Genomic DNA, 16366 nt, shown 5'->3' on the forward strand with positions numbered 1-16366 from the left:
ACATATAATAAATTATTAAAGCGAGTAAAAAATTTTTACTCGCTTTTTTATTGCGTTAATCTAAGATTATTTTGAATTAATATACAAAAATATCAAGTACGGAAATCCGTAAAAATTGGCAAGAAAAAATACATATATTTGAAAAGCAAGAAAACGAAATAATGTTTCGCTTATCTACCATATTTGAGGTGTATATGCGAAAGTTTGTTTCGCATATAAATGAGTTAGGCGATATTTTGAAAAATCACGTAAACCAATGAATATACAATCATTAAAAGGACCAAAAGAAGATAATCAATACATAGAAATTGACTTTTTTCGAAAAGGAGGTATGGGAGAAATATATACCGCAAACGATGCAAACAATAATTCGAAAAAAGCAATTAAAATTGTACCCATAGAAAATGATGAAGAATATAAACTATTACTTTCTGAGTTTGAAGTAGCTACTTCTTTGAGCCATAAAAACATTATCCAAACAGAATATTTCAACGAATTTAAAAGTAAAAATGTCACGTACATTTACTGTGTTATGCCATTTAATTCAAATGGTAGCTTAAGAGATTTCTTAAAATCAAAAAGTGATATAATAGATTTAAAAGTTTCGCTCAATTTAATGATTGACCTTGCAAATGGATTGGAAAGTGCTCATAAAAAGGTTATTCACAGAGATTTAAAACCTGAAAATATACTATTAGACCAAAATGGAAATTTACAAATTTGTGACTTTGGTCTAGCAAAACTTATTGACTCAAAGACCAGATCTAAAAGTTTCAAAGGTTTTGGTACTTTACCATATATGGCACCTGAATGCTGGATGTTTGATTCAAACACAAAGGCGATGGACATATATTCTCTTGGAATTATTTTCTATGAAATCCTAACATTAAAACAGCCGTATATAGGAAAAACAGAACAAGAATTTAGAGATAAGCACCTATATGAACCTTTGCCTAATATTTCAAATATTAGAGTTGATTTACCCGTAAGATTAATCGAAATGATTTCTAAAATGACAAATAAAAGACCTAGCGACAGATATTCGTCGATGTCAGATATTATAAATATTTTGGAGAAATTAACTGAAAAATTAGAAGAAAAAAGTGAAAGTAAAATAGATTTTTTATTACAAAAGGCAAATCACAAAATTTCCGCAACTCAAAAGAAAGAATTAGAGATACAAAAAGAAAAGGAAAAAATTGATTCTGAATTTAAATTTTTAGAATATTCAACTAATTCATTACTTGATAAATTCAGCAAGAGAGTTAATGAACTCAATGAAAATCTAGAAAGAGCTAAAATTCAAGTGAGTAGAAATTCAACTCAAATGACTATTAGTTTTATGGGTAAAAGTTTTACTATTTCCTTTTATCCGAGTTCAGATATTCAACAAACTTTAAAAAATAAAAAGGAAGCATCTTTAAAATACCAAAAAAATCAATTTGGATTTATAAGACAAGCACCTCAAGCTACTTACATTGAAATAGATAATATTGTTCTGATAGGCCAAATGGTACTTACTCAAAATCCTTCACATATGAAAAATATGGGTTACAATTTACTTTTAAGAAAAGCGAATCAAGAAGATTTATATGGAGAATGGTGGGTTGTCTGGTTTGAAGATTCTGCATTATCTCGAACTCGACCATTAAATTTACATTATGCTATTGGTATTCCTGAATTTTATGAGGAATATGAATATGGTCGGATGAGAGCAACACATATAAGAAATATGAAAATGAATACTTTAGAATCCGAAGGAATTGACCAAATGCTTGAAAAAATATTAGAATAAAAACATCCCAGCTAGCGCGAGCGTACCACCCCTGAACTCAAAGAAATTCAAAAGCCAATTGGAATGGGCACGAGCGAGACGCTCGCGCTAGCAAGGTACAAAAACGTTAAAAATCAAAATATGTCAGATGAAATTATACTTAGCGCAATAACACATACACTTCGTACCTATTTAAGCTATGATGACTCTTTCATTGAATTTCTTTTAGAAAATCCGAATATTGTAGATAAACAGCGAATAGAAACGATTGAACATCTCGAAGTTATTATATATCCTAACGACCATAATCCGCCTCATTTTCATGTAAAATCAAAGGATTTAAAAATTGATGCTAAATTCCTAATAGAAACAGGCGAATTTTATAAAGGTACAATTGGTTCAAAAGAAATCAAAAAAATTAAAGCATTCCACCAAAGTCCAAAAGGAAAAATTTTAATGGAAATTATTTGGAAGAAATATCAAAATTAAACAGAATTAAATCAAACAACAATATGAAAGACGAAGATAACAAAGAATTATTCAAATCTTTGAAAGATGCAAAAGACAACAAATTTAAATCTGCTTTAGATGATAATGCAGAGCTAAAAAGAGAATTATCTATTGGTCAATTGCGTAATTTAAAATTTGGATATCTTGGTAAAATTAAACGAAAAGGAATTCAAGATGAAGAACTTGATGCAGAATTAGATAAATACAATGAGCGAAGAAAAAAATTAATAGAAGATATTAAAAAAGAAGGATTTGAATATATCGAAGATGAAGAAAATGATGATAGATATAAGAAATACGAAATGTAGTTAGTCCCAGCTAGCGCGAGCGTCTCGCTCGTTAACACAATGAAACTCAAAACCAATTGGGAATAAATTTTACATTATTAAAAAAGCGCAAGACTTTATTGTTAAATTTGTCAAAACCAATCTAATGAGCAACATAGAACTTTTCAAATGGCTTGCTGTACTTTCTCCAATTTTTAGTGGAATAATAGTTGGTTTTGTAACTCATAAGCTTTCAAATCGATCAAAGCGAATAGAAATTCTATATCAAAATAAAACTCGAGCGTTCAATGAACTAAACAAGATACTTATTGATTATAGATTTGAATTAGAACAAAAAATTTACAATAATCCATTTCTTGAAAGAAGTTCAGACGCAAAAGGAACAGTTGAAACTCTTACTTTATTAAATAACGCTCTTGTACGCAACACTGTATATCTAAATAAAGGAAGCGTTAAAGCTGTTATGGATTTAGTTACTAAGATTAATTTCTATTGCAATTTTCAAGAGGAGGAATTTAAAAATATAAACCCTTATTTGGAAATGGCTGTTGAAATTAAAAAAGTAACTGATATTTTGTATAAAGACCTGAATCTTAAATAAAAAAAGAGACCTTATCAAAGGTCTCTTCTCTATTTAATATATCTTCAAAACAATTATTTCCCATTCAATAATTTCTCCAAATACTCCACTTTATCTTTTTCAGCTTGCACCAAACGTTCGTAAAGTTCAACCACTTTATCTAAAGGATTAAAAGTGCAACCGTAATTACCTGTAGTAATCGCACCATGATCTTGAAAACTATTTCCAATAATATTAAAAACCGCTTCTTCCGAAAAGTTTTTAATTGCTTCAACAGAAACATCAAGAGCTTTTGCAACCTCAATTAATCTTTGCTCGTCAACCGTTTCGCTGTTTTCAATATTCGAAACCATCTGCTGGCTTATGCCTAAAGCCAATGCCAGTGCATCCTGCTTCATATCTTTAAGCTCTCTGATACGGCTTATATTTCTGCCGATATGTTTTGGTTTAGTTGCTGTACTCATAATTCAAAGATATTTAAAATTCTTAAACGAAACTCAATTTTCAGTAAAAAACAAAATTGTTTTTGTAAGATACGCTTTTCATATTTCACATAAATTATTGTTTATCAAGTTTACAAATAGACAAATCAATATTTATTTACAATATTAAAAATGAGTTGCCTCCAACTTTAGTTGGAGGTTTTATATTTTCATGCCAAACTCGGCTTTAGCCATTAACGAAATGTTAGGCTAAAGCCATTTTATTATTTAATTTTGTTCCTCCAGATAAAGTTGGAGTCAATTCATTTTTTAGTTCCCAACAAATACAAAATCTTCGCAGGTCCAGATTTCACTTTTCCAACCTCCCAATTAAAATTATCTTTATTATTCAATTTAGAAATCAATTCGTTCATTTCTTCTACAGAATACGTTCTTAAAGACGAAACTACGCCATCCCACAAAACCAAAATCGGTACAATTGGAATGAGATACGTAAAAATGATTCTGCCCATTTTAAACGGGCGAATAAAAGGCGTTGTCAGTAAAACGGAAATCGGCGAAAGTAGCATCGCTATAATACTCGGAACACTTCTCTCCTGCCCTTCAAAAATAGCAATCGAACTATCGGTATCAATCGCATTTTGCAGAATTTGTTGCGCATCTTTCGGTTTAAAATGATGAAAGGATAAAAATTGCGTTCGAAGTCCTTTTAAGTTTTCGGGAACGTTTCTGGCATCGACGGAAGTTTTTACAAAATCGAAATTATCGGCTTGTTTTTGAGTATGTTCGAATGCAGGAATGTTAGGAAAATAATCCGTAAGCAGAATTTTTAAATCGGGATTGTTTTTTCGTAATTCGGCGTTGAGCCAAATCAGTCCGCCTCCTCCACCTGAAGCGAGATCTATAATTTGGTTGGTTTGGGTTTCTTTTAAAGCTTTTTCAATTACAGGAACAATTCCTCTATACATCGCAGTTCTATTAGAAAGAAACTGCAGAAAATCGGTCATGTAATTTCTAATAAACCCTGGAAGCCATTGTTGATCTTCAAATTCAAACAAGTGTATTCTGCTCATACTTTATTGATTTTGTGTTCCATACAAATTTCTAGAATTTTATTTAAATATTTACTTACATAAATTTAAAATCTTGTTTTTCATTACGCCCCAAATTGTAATTTTACATTTCACATTTTACAAAATATATGATTACAAAAGCAACAATCGAAGATATTCCAACATTAACCATCTTAATCAACTCAGCATACAGAGGCGAAACTTCTAAAAAAGGCTGGACAACCGAAGCGCATTTACTAGAAGGAAAAAGAACCGACGAACCCGAAATGGCGGAAATTTTTCTTGATCCAAAAAATACGATTCTGAAATTTACAGAGAATGACAAAATCATTGGTTCGGTTTTATTGGTAGAAAAAGAACATCAATTGTACTTAGGAATGCTAACGGTTTCGCCAGAACTTCAAAACAGCGGAATCGGGAAAAAACTTTTAGCCGAGGCCGAAAATCATGCAAAATCTCTTGGGTTGTCAAGTATTATTATGACGGTTATTTCGGTTCGCGAGGAACTTGTGGCTTGGTACAAACGTCATGGTTATGTAGATACTGGTAAACGTGAGGCTTTCCCTGAGAGTGAAATTCATACTACAGTTTCTGCTGAGCCTTTGGAGTTTATTTATTTGGAGAAAAGTATTTAAGTTTTTTTTGCCACGAAGGCTCGAAGGCGCGAAGTTTTTTTTAATCTCGCAATCCCGGGATTGCGAGATTTTTTACGCAACGTTAGACGCACTGCAGTGCGTCTCTACAGAAGACCTTTGTCACTTTGTTACTCTGTACCTTTGATCCTTCAAATCAAGATACCGTTCTCTTAATCTTCGATAGAAACTCGTGCGAAACACCTAAATACGAAGACAAATTCTTATTATTTATCGAACGTATCTTTTGCGGGTAACGCTCCTTAAAATCGAGATAACGCTGTTTTGAGGTTTTATGCAAAACATCCAAAAGCCGTTGCTGAATGGCAACATTTGCCCGTTCGATCATTAAAACATGAAACTTAATGAGTTTTGGAATTACGGCAAACAAATACGCTTTTTGCATTTTACTGATAACTACGATTTCGCTGTCTTCTATGGCTTTGATGTTGTATGTGGTTGGCTTTTGATGATAAAAACTTTCCAGATCGCACATCCATTCGTTTTCAAATGAGAAGAAAATGACGGTTTCTGTTCCGTTTTCGTTTAAAATGTAGGTTTTGAATGAACCTTTCAAAATAAATCCTTCGTAACTGCTATTCGAATTCTGAACTTGTAGGAATTGATTCTTTTTCAATTTAATGAGTTCTGCTTTTGAGACAATAATATCCCATTCTTCATCTGTGAGCGGAATCTTTCGCTCAATGTTTGCTCGTAGTAGGTTGTACATCTTGTGGTTTCTGTGGTTTTTTGTGAGGTTTAAATTTGTTTTTTCAACTCATTATTAATTAGGGGCTTAAATAAATGTAATCGATTACGTAAAAATAGACATAAAATACATTTTTGTAAATTTAGAAGTGTTAAAAAAACATATTTCATAGATTTTTTTACCAAAGTTTGAACTTGTTCAACTTTTTTCCTACAAATAATATTGAGTTTTGCGTTGTTAAACTTTTTAAATAACCAAACTTAATTATGAACTTAAAATCAACACTTTCAATGTTCGCTACAGCATTGATTTTCGGATTTACGGCATGTAACTCCGAAGAAATCGCTTCAAACACAGAAGCAAGTATTCAACCAACAAATGAAACAGAGATTGACGCTTCTGCAACCAATCCGACAGCTAAAATCGGAAATTGCGCTGAGGTTCCTGGATGGGCTTCGCTAAACGGTGGTACGACTGGCGGAGGTTCTTCTGCCGAAACCACAGTTACGACTTATGCTCAGTTGAAATCGGCTATTGAAAACACTGCTGTAAAAGTGATTAAAGTTTCTGGAACGATTACGATTACAACAAGATTGTCATTTCAGGATCAGACCGGAAAAACAATTTACGGTGCCAACGGTGCAAAACTGGTTTCGACAAACCAGACCAAAGATGCTTCTGGAATTATCAACATCAAAAGATGTAAAAACATTATCATCAGAAACTTGATTTTTGAAGGCCCTGGCGCTTATGACACTGATGGTTGGGATAATGCCATTTTGGATGAATGTACTAATGTTTGGGTAGATCACTGCGAATTCAGAGATGGCGTTGACGGAAACTTCGACATCAAAAATAAATCAGATTATATTTCAGTTACGTATTCTAAATTCCATTATCTAAAACCACCAAAAGCAGGAGGTTCTGGAGGATCTGATGACCACAGATATTCAAATTTAATTGGTTCTAGCGACGGTGCAACTGGTGACCGCGGAAAATTAAGAATCACATTTGCAAGATGCTGGTGGGCTCCAGGATGTAAAGAAAGAATGCCAAGAGTTCGTTTTGGACAAGTGCATATTGTAAACAGTTTCTTTAACAGCACCGTAAGCAATAAGTGTATTGCTGCAGGATTTGAAGCAAATATTCGCGTAGAAAGCAATGTTTTTGAAGGTGTGAAAAATCCAATCGATTTAATGACAGGTTATACTGCGGTTACGGCTACAGACAATGTGTTTACAAGTGTAACAGGAACTCAAGCTGGAAGCGGTACGGCTTTTACTCCGCCATATTCTATCGTGAAATTGGCTAAAACGGCTGTAAAAGCTGATATTTCTGCAAATGCGGGACCTACTTTGGGCGGTAATGTTTGTGGTTCTTTTTAAAAGAAATCACATTTAAAAATAAGTTATTTTTTAGTTTTTAAACCACGGATTGCATTTCGATGTAGGCCGTGGTTTTTTCTTTAACCGCAAAGAACACAAAGAATTACGCAAAGAACACAAAGAATTACGCAAAGTTCGCAAAGCATTTACATAAAGCTTTGCGAACTTTGCGATTTTATAAAATCTTCAATAAATAAATCTTTGCGCCCTTTGCGGTTAAAAAACCTTTGTCGCTTTGTTCCTCTGTCGCTTTGTCCCTTTTTAAAGAACCAACTCCTCGAACAAACGCTGAACGGTTTTCTCCAAATCCTGAGTTAATCCCGGATGAGGTCTTGAGGTTTGAATTGCAGAACTTCTAATGGCCGTTAACCAACGAAAACGCTCTGGAATCTCAAATTCAGCAATTGGACCGCCATCTTTGGCTCCGTTGGCGATTTTTACTAACGAAGTCAGATTGCATTCTAATTGTTCGATGTCGAAATCATTAGAAAGGGCTTGAATTTTTTCTTTATTTAAATGAAAAAGAACCTTTATAAATTTGGCTTTTTTGCAAAACAAAATGATTCCGATATTCAGGAATTCTTCGCGCTCTACCCTTGGCACAACACGAATCACAGCATATTCGTATAAATGATTATCTTGCATTTTGTGCCTGATTTACAAATATTTCTGAATTCTCTAATCTTGTCTTTAAAAACTGCAAATAAACGTTTCGCAATCCTTCAGGAGTTTCGTCTGCATCTTCCCACTGCAACCAGTCTAGTGGAATCGTATTTACAATTTCTTCCAAAATTTCAGGTGTTAGGATCGCTTTAAATTCAGCATCGACTTCTTTTAACATTGAAGCTTGAGGCAACAAAACGTGATCTTTTATCAACGCAAACGGACTTTTAGCGTGCTGTTCCCAGTTATTCCAAGAATGGTGGAAATACAAACATGCTCCATGATCAATCAGCCATAATTCTTTATGCCAAATCAGCATATTGGTATTTTTGAAAGTTCTATCTACGTTTGTGATATATGCGTCTAACCAAACAATTTGCGAAGCCAATTTAGCATCGACAGTGGTAACAGCAGGATCAAAAGTAATGGCTCCTGATAGAAAATGAAGTGCCAAATTTAAGCCTTGACTTCCTTGCAGCAAATCTTGAATTTCTTCATCCGCTTCGGTTCTTCCGAAAGCTTCGTCTAGGTTTGCGAAAACTAATTCTGGCAATTGCAGTTTTAAAGCTTTGGCTATTTGTCCGCCGACTAATTCGGCTATTAGTGCTTTTACGCCGTGTCCGGCGCCTCTGAATTTTAATACGTATTTAAAGTCGTCATCGGCTTCTGCTAAAGCGGGTAAAGAACCGCCTTCGCGCAGCGGCGTTATATAACGCATGACATTTACTGTTCTTAAGTCGAAATTTTTCATATTACAAACTTAAGGTTTTTGCCACGAAGACACAAAGACACGAAGTTTTTTTAATCTCGCAGATTTTACAGATTAAGCAGATTTATGTTCGCTTTTTTGTCATCCTGAGGAACGAAGGATCGCACTAGGAGCTCGACAAGATTGGAGAATACTTTATGGTTACTGTGCGGAGTTTCTTGTGTGATCCTTCGTTCCTCAGGATGACAAAACGTACAGCTAATTATCAAATTGACTAATTCTCTAATTCTAAAAAAGCTTTTCCTAAATACTTAATAATTGTAGAAGCCGTAAAAGATTCATAACCCGTTTTGGGTAAAGCTAAATCGGCTGTTAATCCGTGGAGGTAGACGCCCATTTTGGAAGCGTATTTGGGTTCGTATCCTTGCGCTAGAAGACTTGTCAGAATTCCAGTTAAAACGTCACCGCTTCCTGCTGTGGCAAGGGCGGCGTTTCCGCTTGTGTTTTCGTAGACAGAAGTTCTATTGATAATGTAGGTTGGTGCCCCTTTCATGACCACAATCACTTTATATTTTTCAGAAAAAGCAATCGTTTTTTGGAATTTCTCGGCTTCTGAATTCCACCTTCCTATCAAGCGTTCTAATTCTTTTGGATGCGGTGTTAGAATCGTGTCTTCAGGAACCAATTCTAACCATGATAAATTTTCAGAAATGATGTTTAACGCATCGGCATCTATGACTAAAGGCGCTTTGTTAACTCTTAAAAATTCAAATAACGCTTTTTGTGTTCCGAGCTCCTTTCCTATTCCTGGACCTATTCCAACGGCTTGTGGAATTAGCGGCAAATGAATATTGGTAATGAAATTGGTGTTTTCATCGGTTACGGTCATTACTTCGGGAATAGAAATTTGAAGTATTTGATAACCGCATTTGGGTATAAAAGTTGTTACGAGTCCGCAACCTGTTTTGAGGCAGGATTTTGAAGCCAAAACCGCCGCTCCTATTTTTCCGTAGCTTCCAGCAATGATCACCGCATGACCTTGTGTTCCTTTATGAGTTTGAGGATTTATAGGTTTATATAATTTCTGAAATTCTTCTTTATTAATCAAATACGGTGATTTCATCTAGACTATTTTATACAATAAAATTACATAAAAAATTGAAATCATGATTCTTCTAATGAAACTGTTACCCCTAGCCCTGATAGTAGCGGCATCTCCCGATTTAGAAAAACAAGGCTTTTTAGCCGTAGTTTTTGTTGATCGGGAATATAGCGGATAGCAGGAAATAGCTCCAAATTATTGCGAAATTTATAATTTAATGTCTTTTAATTTGATATTTTTTGAATAGATTTGCAAAACAATTTTATAAAACAACACAATGAAAAATACTGCGCTTACGCACATACATGAAGGTTTAGGAGCGAAAATGCTTCCTTTTGCTGGTTATAATATGCCTATTACTTATGAAGGGGTTAATGCTGAACACGAAACGGTTCGTAATGGTGTCGGAGTTTTTGACGTTTCGCACATGGGTGAATTTTTGTTAACGGGTCCAAATGCATTGGCTTTGATTCAGAAAGTGACTTCAAACGATGCATCAACTTTAACAATTGGAAGAGCACAATATTCTTGCCTTCCAAATAATGAAGGCGGAATCGTTGACGATTTGATTATTTATAAAATGAAAGAAGAGGAGTATTTGCTGGTTGTAAATGCTTCTAATATTGAAAAAGACTGGAACTGGATTACTTCTCATAATGATTTGGGAGTTGAAATGAAGAATCTTTCTGACGAATATTCTTTATTGGCAATTCAAGGTCCAAAAGCGGTTGAAGCTATGCAGTCTTTGACTTCTGTGGATTTGTCTGCGATTACATATTACCATTTTGAAGTAGGTGATTTTGCAGGTTTTAGCGATGTTATTATTTCTGCTACTGGTTATACTGGTTCTGGCGGATTTGAGATCTACTGCAAAAATGCAGATGCTGAGGCTATCTGGAATAAAGTTTTTGAAGCTGGAGCTCCTTTTGGCATTAAACCGATTGGTCTTGCTGCTCGTGATACTTTACGTTTGGAAATGGGATTCTGCCTATACGGAAATGATATTAACGATACTACTTCTCCGCTTGAAGCTGGTTTAGGATGGATTACAAAATTCACTAAAGATTTTACTAATTCTGAGGCGCTTAAAAAGCAGAAAGAAGCAGGTGTTACAAGAAAATTAATTGCTTTTGAAATGCAAGAGCGCGCTGTGCCAAGACACGATTACGAAATTGTTGATGGTTCTGGAGCGGTAATCGGAATTGTAACTTCTGGAACTATGTCTCCTTCTATGAACAAAGGAATTGGTTTAGGATATGTTACAACTGCTAACAGTGCAGTTGACAGCGATATTTTTATTAGAATCAGAAAAAATGATGTTCCTGCTAAAGTGGTGAAATTACCGTTCTACAAGAAATAATTTTTTGCTTTATACTACTAAAGGATGCGTTACGGTTGTAACGCATTTTTTTTGCTATAAAATAAGCAGATTCAGGTTAATTTATTTGATGCGTATTCGTTTAACAGTTAAATGCTTTTCGTTGTCGATATTTTGCTAAAAATACTACAATTTGTAAAAAAATTAGTGTAACTTTAATCATGAACCTTGAATTTCCATTTATGAAAAAGATTTCACTACTCCTTTTTTTGCTGACATCAACTATATCCTTTGGTCAAAACAGCGCAGAAACTTGTGAAATATTAAACAAAATAAATGCGCTCATTCAAGCTGAACATTTGAGACCCAAACCAGTTGATGACAGCTTATCTGTGTTCGTTTTTGACAATCTCATTAACGAACTTGACCCTTCTCGCAATATCTTTTTTAAGAGCGAATATGACGAATTGGCTCAGAAATACCGCTACAACTTAGACGATTTGATTCTAAAGAACGATTGCAGTTTTCTTACTGATATAAAAGCAAAATACGTAAATGGCCTCATACGCACTAAAAAGGTTTTAGAAAAAATTCAGACCATACCGATAGACTATGTTAAAAAAGATACGATTCGATTTTATAAAAAATCTTTTGCCTTTTATTTAAAAAAAGAAGACTTGGAAAAAGTTTGGATGAAAAAACTGCGTTATCAAATCTTAGATGATATTGCTGAAATGAGCGAAAATCTAGACTCTGTAAAAACAAATTTCAAATCGATTGAACAAACAGCTAAAAATCAAATCGTTTCGAATGAAATATGCCGTTTTAATTCATTAATTGAAACTAATACAAAACAGGAAGAAAAACTATATAATTTCTTTTGCACGTATTTTGATCCACATACGGCATACTTTAGTGATGATTCTAAATCTAGTTTTGTTGCTTCTCTATCAAAAGAGCATTTGTCGCTAGGAATGACGGTAAACCTCAACGAGAAAAACGAAATTATTATTGATGAAATAGATCCAAATGGTCCAGCATATCAAACAGGCCAGATAAAAAAAGGTGATCAGATTATTTCTATTTCCAATCAGAAAGAAACGCTTCAGGTTTCGTGTGCTTCTCTAGAATCTATATCGTCTATGATTTTGTCTGAAAATAACAAGCATATCACGCTTACCTTAAAACGCAATTCAGGTAAAAGTTTTGATGTTTATATTGAGAAACAGATGATGAAGGATGAAGAAAATTCGGTTTTCAGTTTTATCATTGGCAAAGACAGCAAAATTGGCTACGTAAAAATTCCGAGTTTTTATGCTGATCTTGACGGCAATAGCAGAAAAGGTTGTGCCGATGATGTGGCACGCGAAGTGATAAAACTACAAAGAGACAGCATAAAAGGCCTTGTAATTGATCTTATTGACAATGGCGGCGGTTCTATGGAAGAAGCCATAAAATTGGCAGGAATGTTTGTAGATTATGGTCCGCTTTCGATTGTAATTGACAGCAAAAAAGAGAAATCTGTAATTAATGATCCTTTTAAGGGCGTTATTTACAGAGGTCCGATTGTGGTTTTGGTAAATAGCAATACGGCTTCGGCAAGTGAATTTTTCTCTTCTATCATGCAAGACTACAATCGCGCGCTTTTGTTAGGAAGCACGACGCTTGGAAAAGCTACCATGCAGACTATTCTTCCACTTGATGAAGAAAAAAATACCGATTTCTTAAAGATTACAATCAATAAATTCTACAGGATTACAGGGAAAAGCCATCAATATATTGGAGTAAAACCAGATGTTGTACTTCCCGAATTTTATGAAGATGTTTACCAAAAAGAAAGCGATTTCCCGACGGCTATAAAAAATGACAGTATCGAACCTTTTTTGAAATACAAAACGTATGTCAAGAGAAATTTAATCGATAAAATTGCCAAAAACAGTTCGGAAAGATTGTCAGACAATTATTTTTTCAACAACATTAAAAAGATCAATCTCAAGATAGATCAGCTTGTAAATACTCCAAAAGCAGAGATTCCGCTAACATTAGATGCAGTTTTCAATCAGAAAAAAACATTAAATGCGCTTTGGACAGAAATCAATACTTTTAATGATGAAAATAATCCGCTTGATGTTTACAATTCGAGTGTCAATCAGTTTCTTCTAGGAGCCTATCCTAATGATAAAACGATTAACCAATACCAAATGGATAATCTTAAAACTAACCCTTACCTGAATGAGGCTGTAAATATTATTAATGAATTTAATGGTAATAGTAAGTAATGTTTTTTGTTTCTGGTTTCAGGTTTAACCGCAAAATTCGCAAGGGGTTACGCAAAGTTCGCAAAGTTTTTTACACAAAGCTTTGCGAACTTTGAATTTTGTAAACTCATTTATAAAATATCTTTGCGCGCTTTGCGGTTAAATTGTACATCAGCCATTCAACTTGAAACCTGAAACCTGAAACAAAAAAACTAAAAACCACCCTACAAAAAAGAATTATTTTGTTTTTGTAAAAATTAGGAAAACCTTATTTTTGCATCACAAAACTAAAAATTAGAAATGGGAAGAGCGTTCGAATTTAGAAAAGGAAGAAAAATGAAACGTTGGTCAGCAATGGCCAAAACATTTACCAGAATTGGTAAAGATATCGTAATGGCTGTTAAAGAAGGCGGACCAAACCCCGACTCTAATTCTAGATTAAGAGCTGTTATTCAAAATGCAAAAGCCGCAAACATGCCTAAGGACAATGTGGAGCGCGCGATTAAAAATGCAAGTAATAAAGATACTGCCAACTATAAAGAAATTTTGTTTGAAGGATACGCTCCTCACGGAATTGCAATCTTAATTGAAACTGCTTCTGATAACAATAACAGAACGGTAGCAAACATCCGCAGTTATTTCAACAAATGCAACGGAACAATGGGAACTCAAGGTTCTGTTGAATTTATGTTTGACCATACTTGCAACTTTAGAATTGCAAAAGATGGTATCGATGCTGAGGAATTAGAATTAGAATTAATTGATTTTGGTGCTGAGGAAGTTTTTGAAGACGAAGACGGAATCTTAATCTATGCTCCTTTTGGAAGTTTTGGTGCTTTACAAAAAGAATTAGAAAACAGAGGTCTTGAAATCCTATCTTCTGGTTTTGAGCGTATTCCGCAAATCACTAAAGAATTAACAGAAGCTCAAATCGCTGACGTTGAGAAACTAATCGAAAAAATCGAGGAAGATGATGACGTGATGAACGTGTATCATACCATGAAAGAAGATTAATCTTTCTATAAAATATATTTTAAAAAAAGCTCTGGATTTTCTGGGGCTTTTTGTTTTTCGGAATTTTCCCTTAATTCAAATAAAAAATTATATTTGTTTGTATTGCAAACAGGAAGAACATTGAGCATGTCCAAAATTTCAATTATAAAAAAAATACAATTAGGCGATGAAAGATCGTTTCCTACTGAGACACCTGATTTTGAATTCCCTTTTAGTTTTTATTGTGGAAATGGAGGAATAAAACATGAAGCAGTAATTTCATTTAAAAACTCTAATTTTTTAAATTCATTAATCCAAGCGGAACAAATAACAAATAAGGATTTGGCTCAATTTCATATTACTAAACTAGAAAATTTAGAAGATCCAAATAGAACATTTTTGTACCGATATCAAATTTGCAATTTTAAAGATTGCCAGAACACTTATCTTTTAATTTTTGATATTGATGAATATAGAGGTTATTATGGTTGCTTTATATATGGAGTTTTAGAGATAGAAAATATCACTTAATATTAAAGATTTTTATTTATAGGATTGGAAAAATCATTATTGGCGTAATAATAGTTTTAAAAAACAAAAGTAGGTCATCTGCATCAATTGAAGATTTATTTTTGTTTAATGTAGTACTGATAATGTCGTTATCCTCTATCTTTTCGATTTCCCAAATATCATTTTCATTAACCAGCAACAGAAAAATCCATTCGTTAAGATATTTTGAACAGAAAGTTATTCTCTGCTTTCCGTCTCTTTTTTTCTTATCTAAGTGGACAAAACCTGTAAATCCAATCATTAGAAATTTTTCTTTTATCGTCATGCTTGTTTTAAAATATTAAAGATTTTAAAGCTAAAATAAAAAATACTCAGATAATTATTTGAATTCATTTTAAACTAAGATTAAATACTTCTAAAGATAACATTTAGATTATATTTGCAACACCTCAAATATAATTTAAACTAAAAATGCAAACATCAAAAATCACCCGAATTGCTGTAGTAGCACTAGTTCTTTTGTTCTTAGTACTAAGTGTAATTAGCTGCAGTACGCATGTACACACTCACGGCCATCATCACCATGCCCCAGGTAAAAAAATTCCACCAGGACAAGCTAAAAAAATGAATGGAGATCAAAGCGCCAAAGCATATGCTCCAGGTCAACAGAAAAAGAGATAATAAAAAATGCCTTCTGAATTTCAGAAGGTTTTTTATTTCATTTTTATTTTTAATGAAAAACAAATTCGAAAAATATAATTACTTTGATAAAAGAGATAATCTAAATAGATCAACATCAATAATACTAATTTAAAATAAAGAACAATATCTAGGGGTTTCTCTCCAGAAATTAAAAATTTCTACAATATCTTAATACAAATAGAATTTACTAAAAATGGAAATAAAAACTCTTCAAAAATATTTAGGGATGGCTGTTCATTTTATTTATTATCATCATCATAGATTGAATAATGAAAAAGTATTTGACGATGATTATTGGGAGCATTTATTAAAAACAGGAACATTGGAATATTGGGAAACGTTATACAAATGTCTTGACTTTGCTTTAACTCAAGATGATTACTGTTTATCAGTAGTTGATTCACCATTTAATGAGCGTTATTCTCAGGCTGATCTTAAATTGTTTTTCGAGAAATTTCACATTTATTTGAGAGCACGCTTATAGGCTAAATCTTATAGCCTTAATCGATAATAGTAAGCCAAGTGATTCAGGTTGGCCAGAAATTGAGAAAGCTAATATGCAAATAGTAAATGCAATTAGATTAAAAATCGACAAATCTTAATATAACAGTATTAATTTAAAGTCGAAAATATTTGAGATCGCTTTTTTTAAGAATTAAAAGAGAGTGTACAAAGCCAGAGTCATTTGTGCAGCGTTAGTAAGGGAGATTGATGAAGC

At 33.3% G+C, this 16366-nt stretch carries 19 protein-coding genes; 12 read left to right on the forward strand and 7 right to left on the reverse strand.

Going from position 1 to position 16366, the window contains the following annotated elements:
- The first annotated feature begins 256 nt into the window (after positions 1 to 256).
- The 4 genes from BLP44_RS05330 (at position 257) to BLP44_RS05345 (ending at position 3172) form a co-directional block, all read left to right on the forward strand.
- Positions 257 to 1795 (forward strand): serine/threonine-protein kinase, encoded by a 1539-nt coding sequence (locus BLP44_RS05330; protein ID WP_091130284.1) that lies wholly within the window; start codon positions 257 to 259, stop codon positions 1793 to 1795.
- A 120-nt stretch (positions 1796 to 1915) separates the two neighbouring features.
- Positions 1916 to 2263, forward strand: coding sequence for a DUF4160 domain-containing protein (locus tag BLP44_RS05335; protein WP_170830214.1), 348 nt, complete (start codon positions 1916 to 1918; stop codon positions 2261 to 2263).
- Between the two features lie 23 nt (positions 2264 to 2286).
- Positions 2287 to 2592 carry a hypothetical protein gene (locus tag BLP44_RS05340; RefSeq protein WP_139159177.1) on the forward strand — a complete coding sequence of 102 codons (306 nt, stop codon included), beginning with the start codon at positions 2287 to 2289 and terminating at the stop codon, positions 2590 to 2592.
- Between the two features lie 124 nt (positions 2593 to 2716).
- Positions 2717 to 3172 (forward strand): hypothetical protein, encoded by a 456-nt coding sequence (locus BLP44_RS05345; RefSeq protein ID WP_091130295.1) that lies wholly within the window; start codon positions 2717 to 2719, stop codon positions 3170 to 3172.
- A 53-nt stretch (positions 3173 to 3225) separates the two neighbouring features.
- On the opposite strand, the gene BLP44_RS05350 is transcribed toward BLP44_RS05345, so the two are convergent.
- A complete protein-coding gene (locus BLP44_RS05350; protein WP_091130297.1) occupies positions 3226 to 3615 on the reverse strand; it encodes a helix-turn-helix domain-containing protein in 390 nt (129 codons plus the stop codon).
- Between the two features lie 281 nt (positions 3616 to 3896).
- Positions 3897 to 4667: a response regulator gene (locus BLP44_RS05355; RefSeq protein ID WP_170830215.1), complete on the reverse strand. Its 771-nt coding sequence runs from the start codon at positions 4665 to 4667 to the stop codon at positions 3897 to 3899.
- Positions 4668 to 4795: 128 nt separating this feature from the next.
- Here BLP44_RS05355 and BLP44_RS05360 point away from each other — a divergent pair, with 128 nt between their 5' ends.
- On the forward strand, positions 4796 to 5302 hold the full coding sequence (locus tag BLP44_RS05360) for a GNAT family N-acetyltransferase (RefSeq protein WP_091130301.1): 507 nt from the start codon (positions 4796 to 4798) through the stop codon (positions 5300 to 5302).
- Between the two features lie 154 nt (positions 5303 to 5456).
- Here the strand turns inward: BLP44_RS05360 and BLP44_RS05365 are convergent, their stop codons facing one another.
- Positions 5457 to 6029 (reverse strand): Crp/Fnr family transcriptional regulator, encoded by a 573-nt coding sequence (locus BLP44_RS05365; RefSeq protein WP_091130305.1) that lies wholly within the window; start codon positions 6027 to 6029, stop codon positions 5457 to 5459.
- Positions 6030 to 6274: 245 nt separating this feature from the next.
- Between BLP44_RS05365 and BLP44_RS05370 the strand changes: the two genes are divergently transcribed.
- Positions 6275 to 7393, forward strand: a complete 1119-nt coding sequence (locus tag BLP44_RS05370; protein WP_091130307.1) for a pectate lyase family protein — start codon at positions 6275 to 6277, stop codon at positions 7391 to 7393.
- 261 nt (positions 7394 to 7654) lie between these two features.
- Here BLP44_RS05370 and BLP44_RS05375 read toward each other — a convergent pair whose 3' ends face one another.
- The 3 genes from BLP44_RS05375 to BLP44_RS05385 form a co-directional block, all read right to left on the reverse strand.
- The gene (locus tag BLP44_RS05375) at positions 7655 to 8038 is read right to left on the reverse strand and encodes a DUF3037 domain-containing protein (protein ID WP_066032182.1); all 384 of its coding nucleotides are present in this window, start codon (positions 8036 to 8038) and stop codon (positions 7655 to 7657) included.
- The gene (locus BLP44_RS05380) at positions 8028 to 8807 is read right to left on the reverse strand and encodes a HipA family kinase (protein ID WP_091130310.1); all 780 of its coding nucleotides are present in this window, start codon (positions 8805 to 8807) and stop codon (positions 8028 to 8030) included. The genes BLP44_RS05375 and BLP44_RS05380 overlap by 11 nt, the downstream gene beginning before the upstream one ends.
- Before the next feature lie 232 nt (positions 8808 to 9039).
- On the reverse strand, positions 9040 to 9888 hold the full coding sequence (locus BLP44_RS05385) for an NAD(P)H-hydrate dehydratase (protein WP_091130314.1): 849 nt from the start codon (positions 9886 to 9888) through the stop codon (positions 9040 to 9042).
- 256 nt (positions 9889 to 10144) lie between these two features.
- Here BLP44_RS05385 and gcvT point away from each other — a divergent pair, with 256 nt between their 5' ends.
- The 4 genes from gcvT to BLP44_RS05405 all read left to right on the forward strand — a co-directional run bounded on the left by gcvT (position 10145) and on the right by BLP44_RS05405 (position 14967).
- A complete protein-coding gene (gene gcvT / locus BLP44_RS05390; RefSeq protein WP_091130318.1) occupies positions 10145 to 11227 on the forward strand; it encodes a glycine cleavage system aminomethyltransferase GcvT in 1083 nt (360 codons plus the stop codon).
- 200 nt (positions 11228 to 11427) lie between these two features.
- The gene (locus tag BLP44_RS05395) at positions 11428 to 13464 is read left to right on the forward strand and encodes a S41 family peptidase (protein WP_066035069.1); all 2037 of its coding nucleotides are present in this window, start codon (positions 11428 to 11430) and stop codon (positions 13462 to 13464) included.
- 279 nt (positions 13465 to 13743) lie between these two features.
- On the forward strand, positions 13744 to 14457 hold the full coding sequence (locus tag BLP44_RS05400; protein WP_008462702.1) for a YebC/PmpR family DNA-binding transcriptional regulator: 714 nt from the start codon (positions 13744 to 13746) through the stop codon (positions 14455 to 14457).
- A 93-nt stretch (positions 14458 to 14550) separates the two neighbouring features.
- The gene (locus tag BLP44_RS05405; RefSeq protein ID WP_123906978.1) at positions 14551 to 14967 is read left to right on the forward strand and encodes a hypothetical protein; all 417 of its coding nucleotides are present in this window, start codon (positions 14551 to 14553) and stop codon (positions 14965 to 14967) included.
- 16 nt (positions 14968 to 14983) lie between these two features.
- Here the strand turns inward: BLP44_RS05405 and BLP44_RS05410 are convergent, their stop codons facing one another.
- Positions 14984 to 15271 (reverse strand): hypothetical protein, encoded by a 288-nt coding sequence (locus BLP44_RS05410; RefSeq protein WP_091130321.1) that lies wholly within the window; start codon positions 15269 to 15271, stop codon positions 14984 to 14986.
- A gap of 146 nt (positions 15272 to 15417) precedes the next feature.
- On the opposite strand from BLP44_RS05410, the gene BLP44_RS05415 reads away from it, so the two are divergent.
- A complete protein-coding gene (locus BLP44_RS05415; RefSeq protein ID WP_091130325.1) occupies positions 15418 to 15627 on the forward strand; it encodes a hypothetical protein in 210 nt (69 codons plus the stop codon).
- A 247-nt stretch (positions 15628 to 15874) separates the two neighbouring features.
- Entirely contained in the window at positions 15875 to 16132 is a 258-nt protein-coding gene (locus tag BLP44_RS05420) for a hypothetical protein (protein WP_139159178.1), read from the forward strand.
- Positions 16133 to 16366: the final 234 nt, after the last annotated feature.

The organism is Flavobacterium anhuiense (assembly GCF_900101855.1).
GTDB classification, from domain to species: Bacteria; Bacteroidota; Bacteroidia; order Flavobacteriales; family Flavobacteriaceae; genus Flavobacterium; species Flavobacterium anhuiense.

Bases quoted from the DNA above. Each gene is read 5' to 3' on its own strand.
- BLP44_RS05330 (WP_091130284.1), top strand. From the start codon at position 257: ATGAATATACAATCATTAAAAGGACCAAAAGAAGATAATCAATACATA.
- BLP44_RS05335 (WP_170830214.1), top strand. From the start codon at position 1,916: ATGTCAGATGAAATTATACTTAGCGCAATAACACATACACTTCGTACC.
- BLP44_RS05340 (WP_139159177.1), top strand. From the start codon at position 2,287: ATGAAAGACGAAGATAACAAAGAATTATTCAAATCTTTGAAAGATGCA.
- BLP44_RS05345 (WP_091130295.1), top strand. From the start codon at position 2,717: ATGAGCAACATAGAACTTTTCAAATGGCTTGCTGTACTTTCTCCAATT.
- BLP44_RS05350 (WP_091130297.1), bottom strand. From the start codon at position 3,615: ATGAGTACAGCAACTAAACCAAAACATATCGGCAGAAATATAAGCCGT.
- BLP44_RS05355 (WP_170830215.1), bottom strand. From the start codon at position 4,667: ATGAGCAGAATACACTTGTTTGAATTTGAAGATCAACAATGGCTTCCA.
- BLP44_RS05360 (WP_091130301.1), top strand. From the start codon at position 4,796: ATGATTACAAAAGCAACAATCGAAGATATTCCAACATTAACCATCTTA.
- BLP44_RS05365 (WP_091130305.1), bottom strand. From the start codon at position 6,029: ATGTACAACCTACTACGAGCAAACATTGAGCGAAAGATTCCGCTCACA.
- BLP44_RS05370 (WP_091130307.1), top strand. From the start codon at position 6,275: ATGAACTTAAAATCAACACTTTCAATGTTCGCTACAGCATTGATTTTC.
- BLP44_RS05375 (WP_066032182.1), bottom strand. From the start codon at position 8,038: ATGCAAGATAATCATTTATACGAATATGCTGTGATTCGTGTTGTGCCA.
- BLP44_RS05380 (WP_091130310.1), bottom strand. From the start codon at position 8,807: ATGAAAAATTTCGACTTAAGAACAGTAAATGTCATGCGTTATATAACG.
- BLP44_RS05385 (WP_091130314.1), bottom strand. From the start codon at position 9,888: ATGAAATCACCGTATTTGATTAATAAAGAAGAATTTCAGAAATTATAT.
- gcvT (WP_091130318.1), top strand. From the start codon at position 10,145: ATGAAAAATACTGCGCTTACGCACATACATGAAGGTTTAGGAGCGAAA.
- BLP44_RS05395 (WP_066035069.1), top strand. From the start codon at position 11,428: ATGAAAAAGATTTCACTACTCCTTTTTTTGCTGACATCAACTATATCC.
- BLP44_RS05400 (WP_008462702.1), top strand. From the start codon at position 13,744: ATGGGAAGAGCGTTCGAATTTAGAAAAGGAAGAAAAATGAAACGTTGG.
- BLP44_RS05410 (WP_091130321.1), bottom strand. From the start codon at position 15,271: ATGACGATAAAAGAAAAATTTCTAATGATTGGATTTACAGGTTTTGTC.
- BLP44_RS05415 (WP_091130325.1), top strand. From the start codon at position 15,418: ATGCAAACATCAAAAATCACCCGAATTGCTGTAGTAGCACTAGTTCTT.
- BLP44_RS05420 (WP_139159178.1), top strand. From the start codon at position 15,875: ATGGCTGTTCATTTTATTTATTATCATCATCATAGATTGAATAATGAA.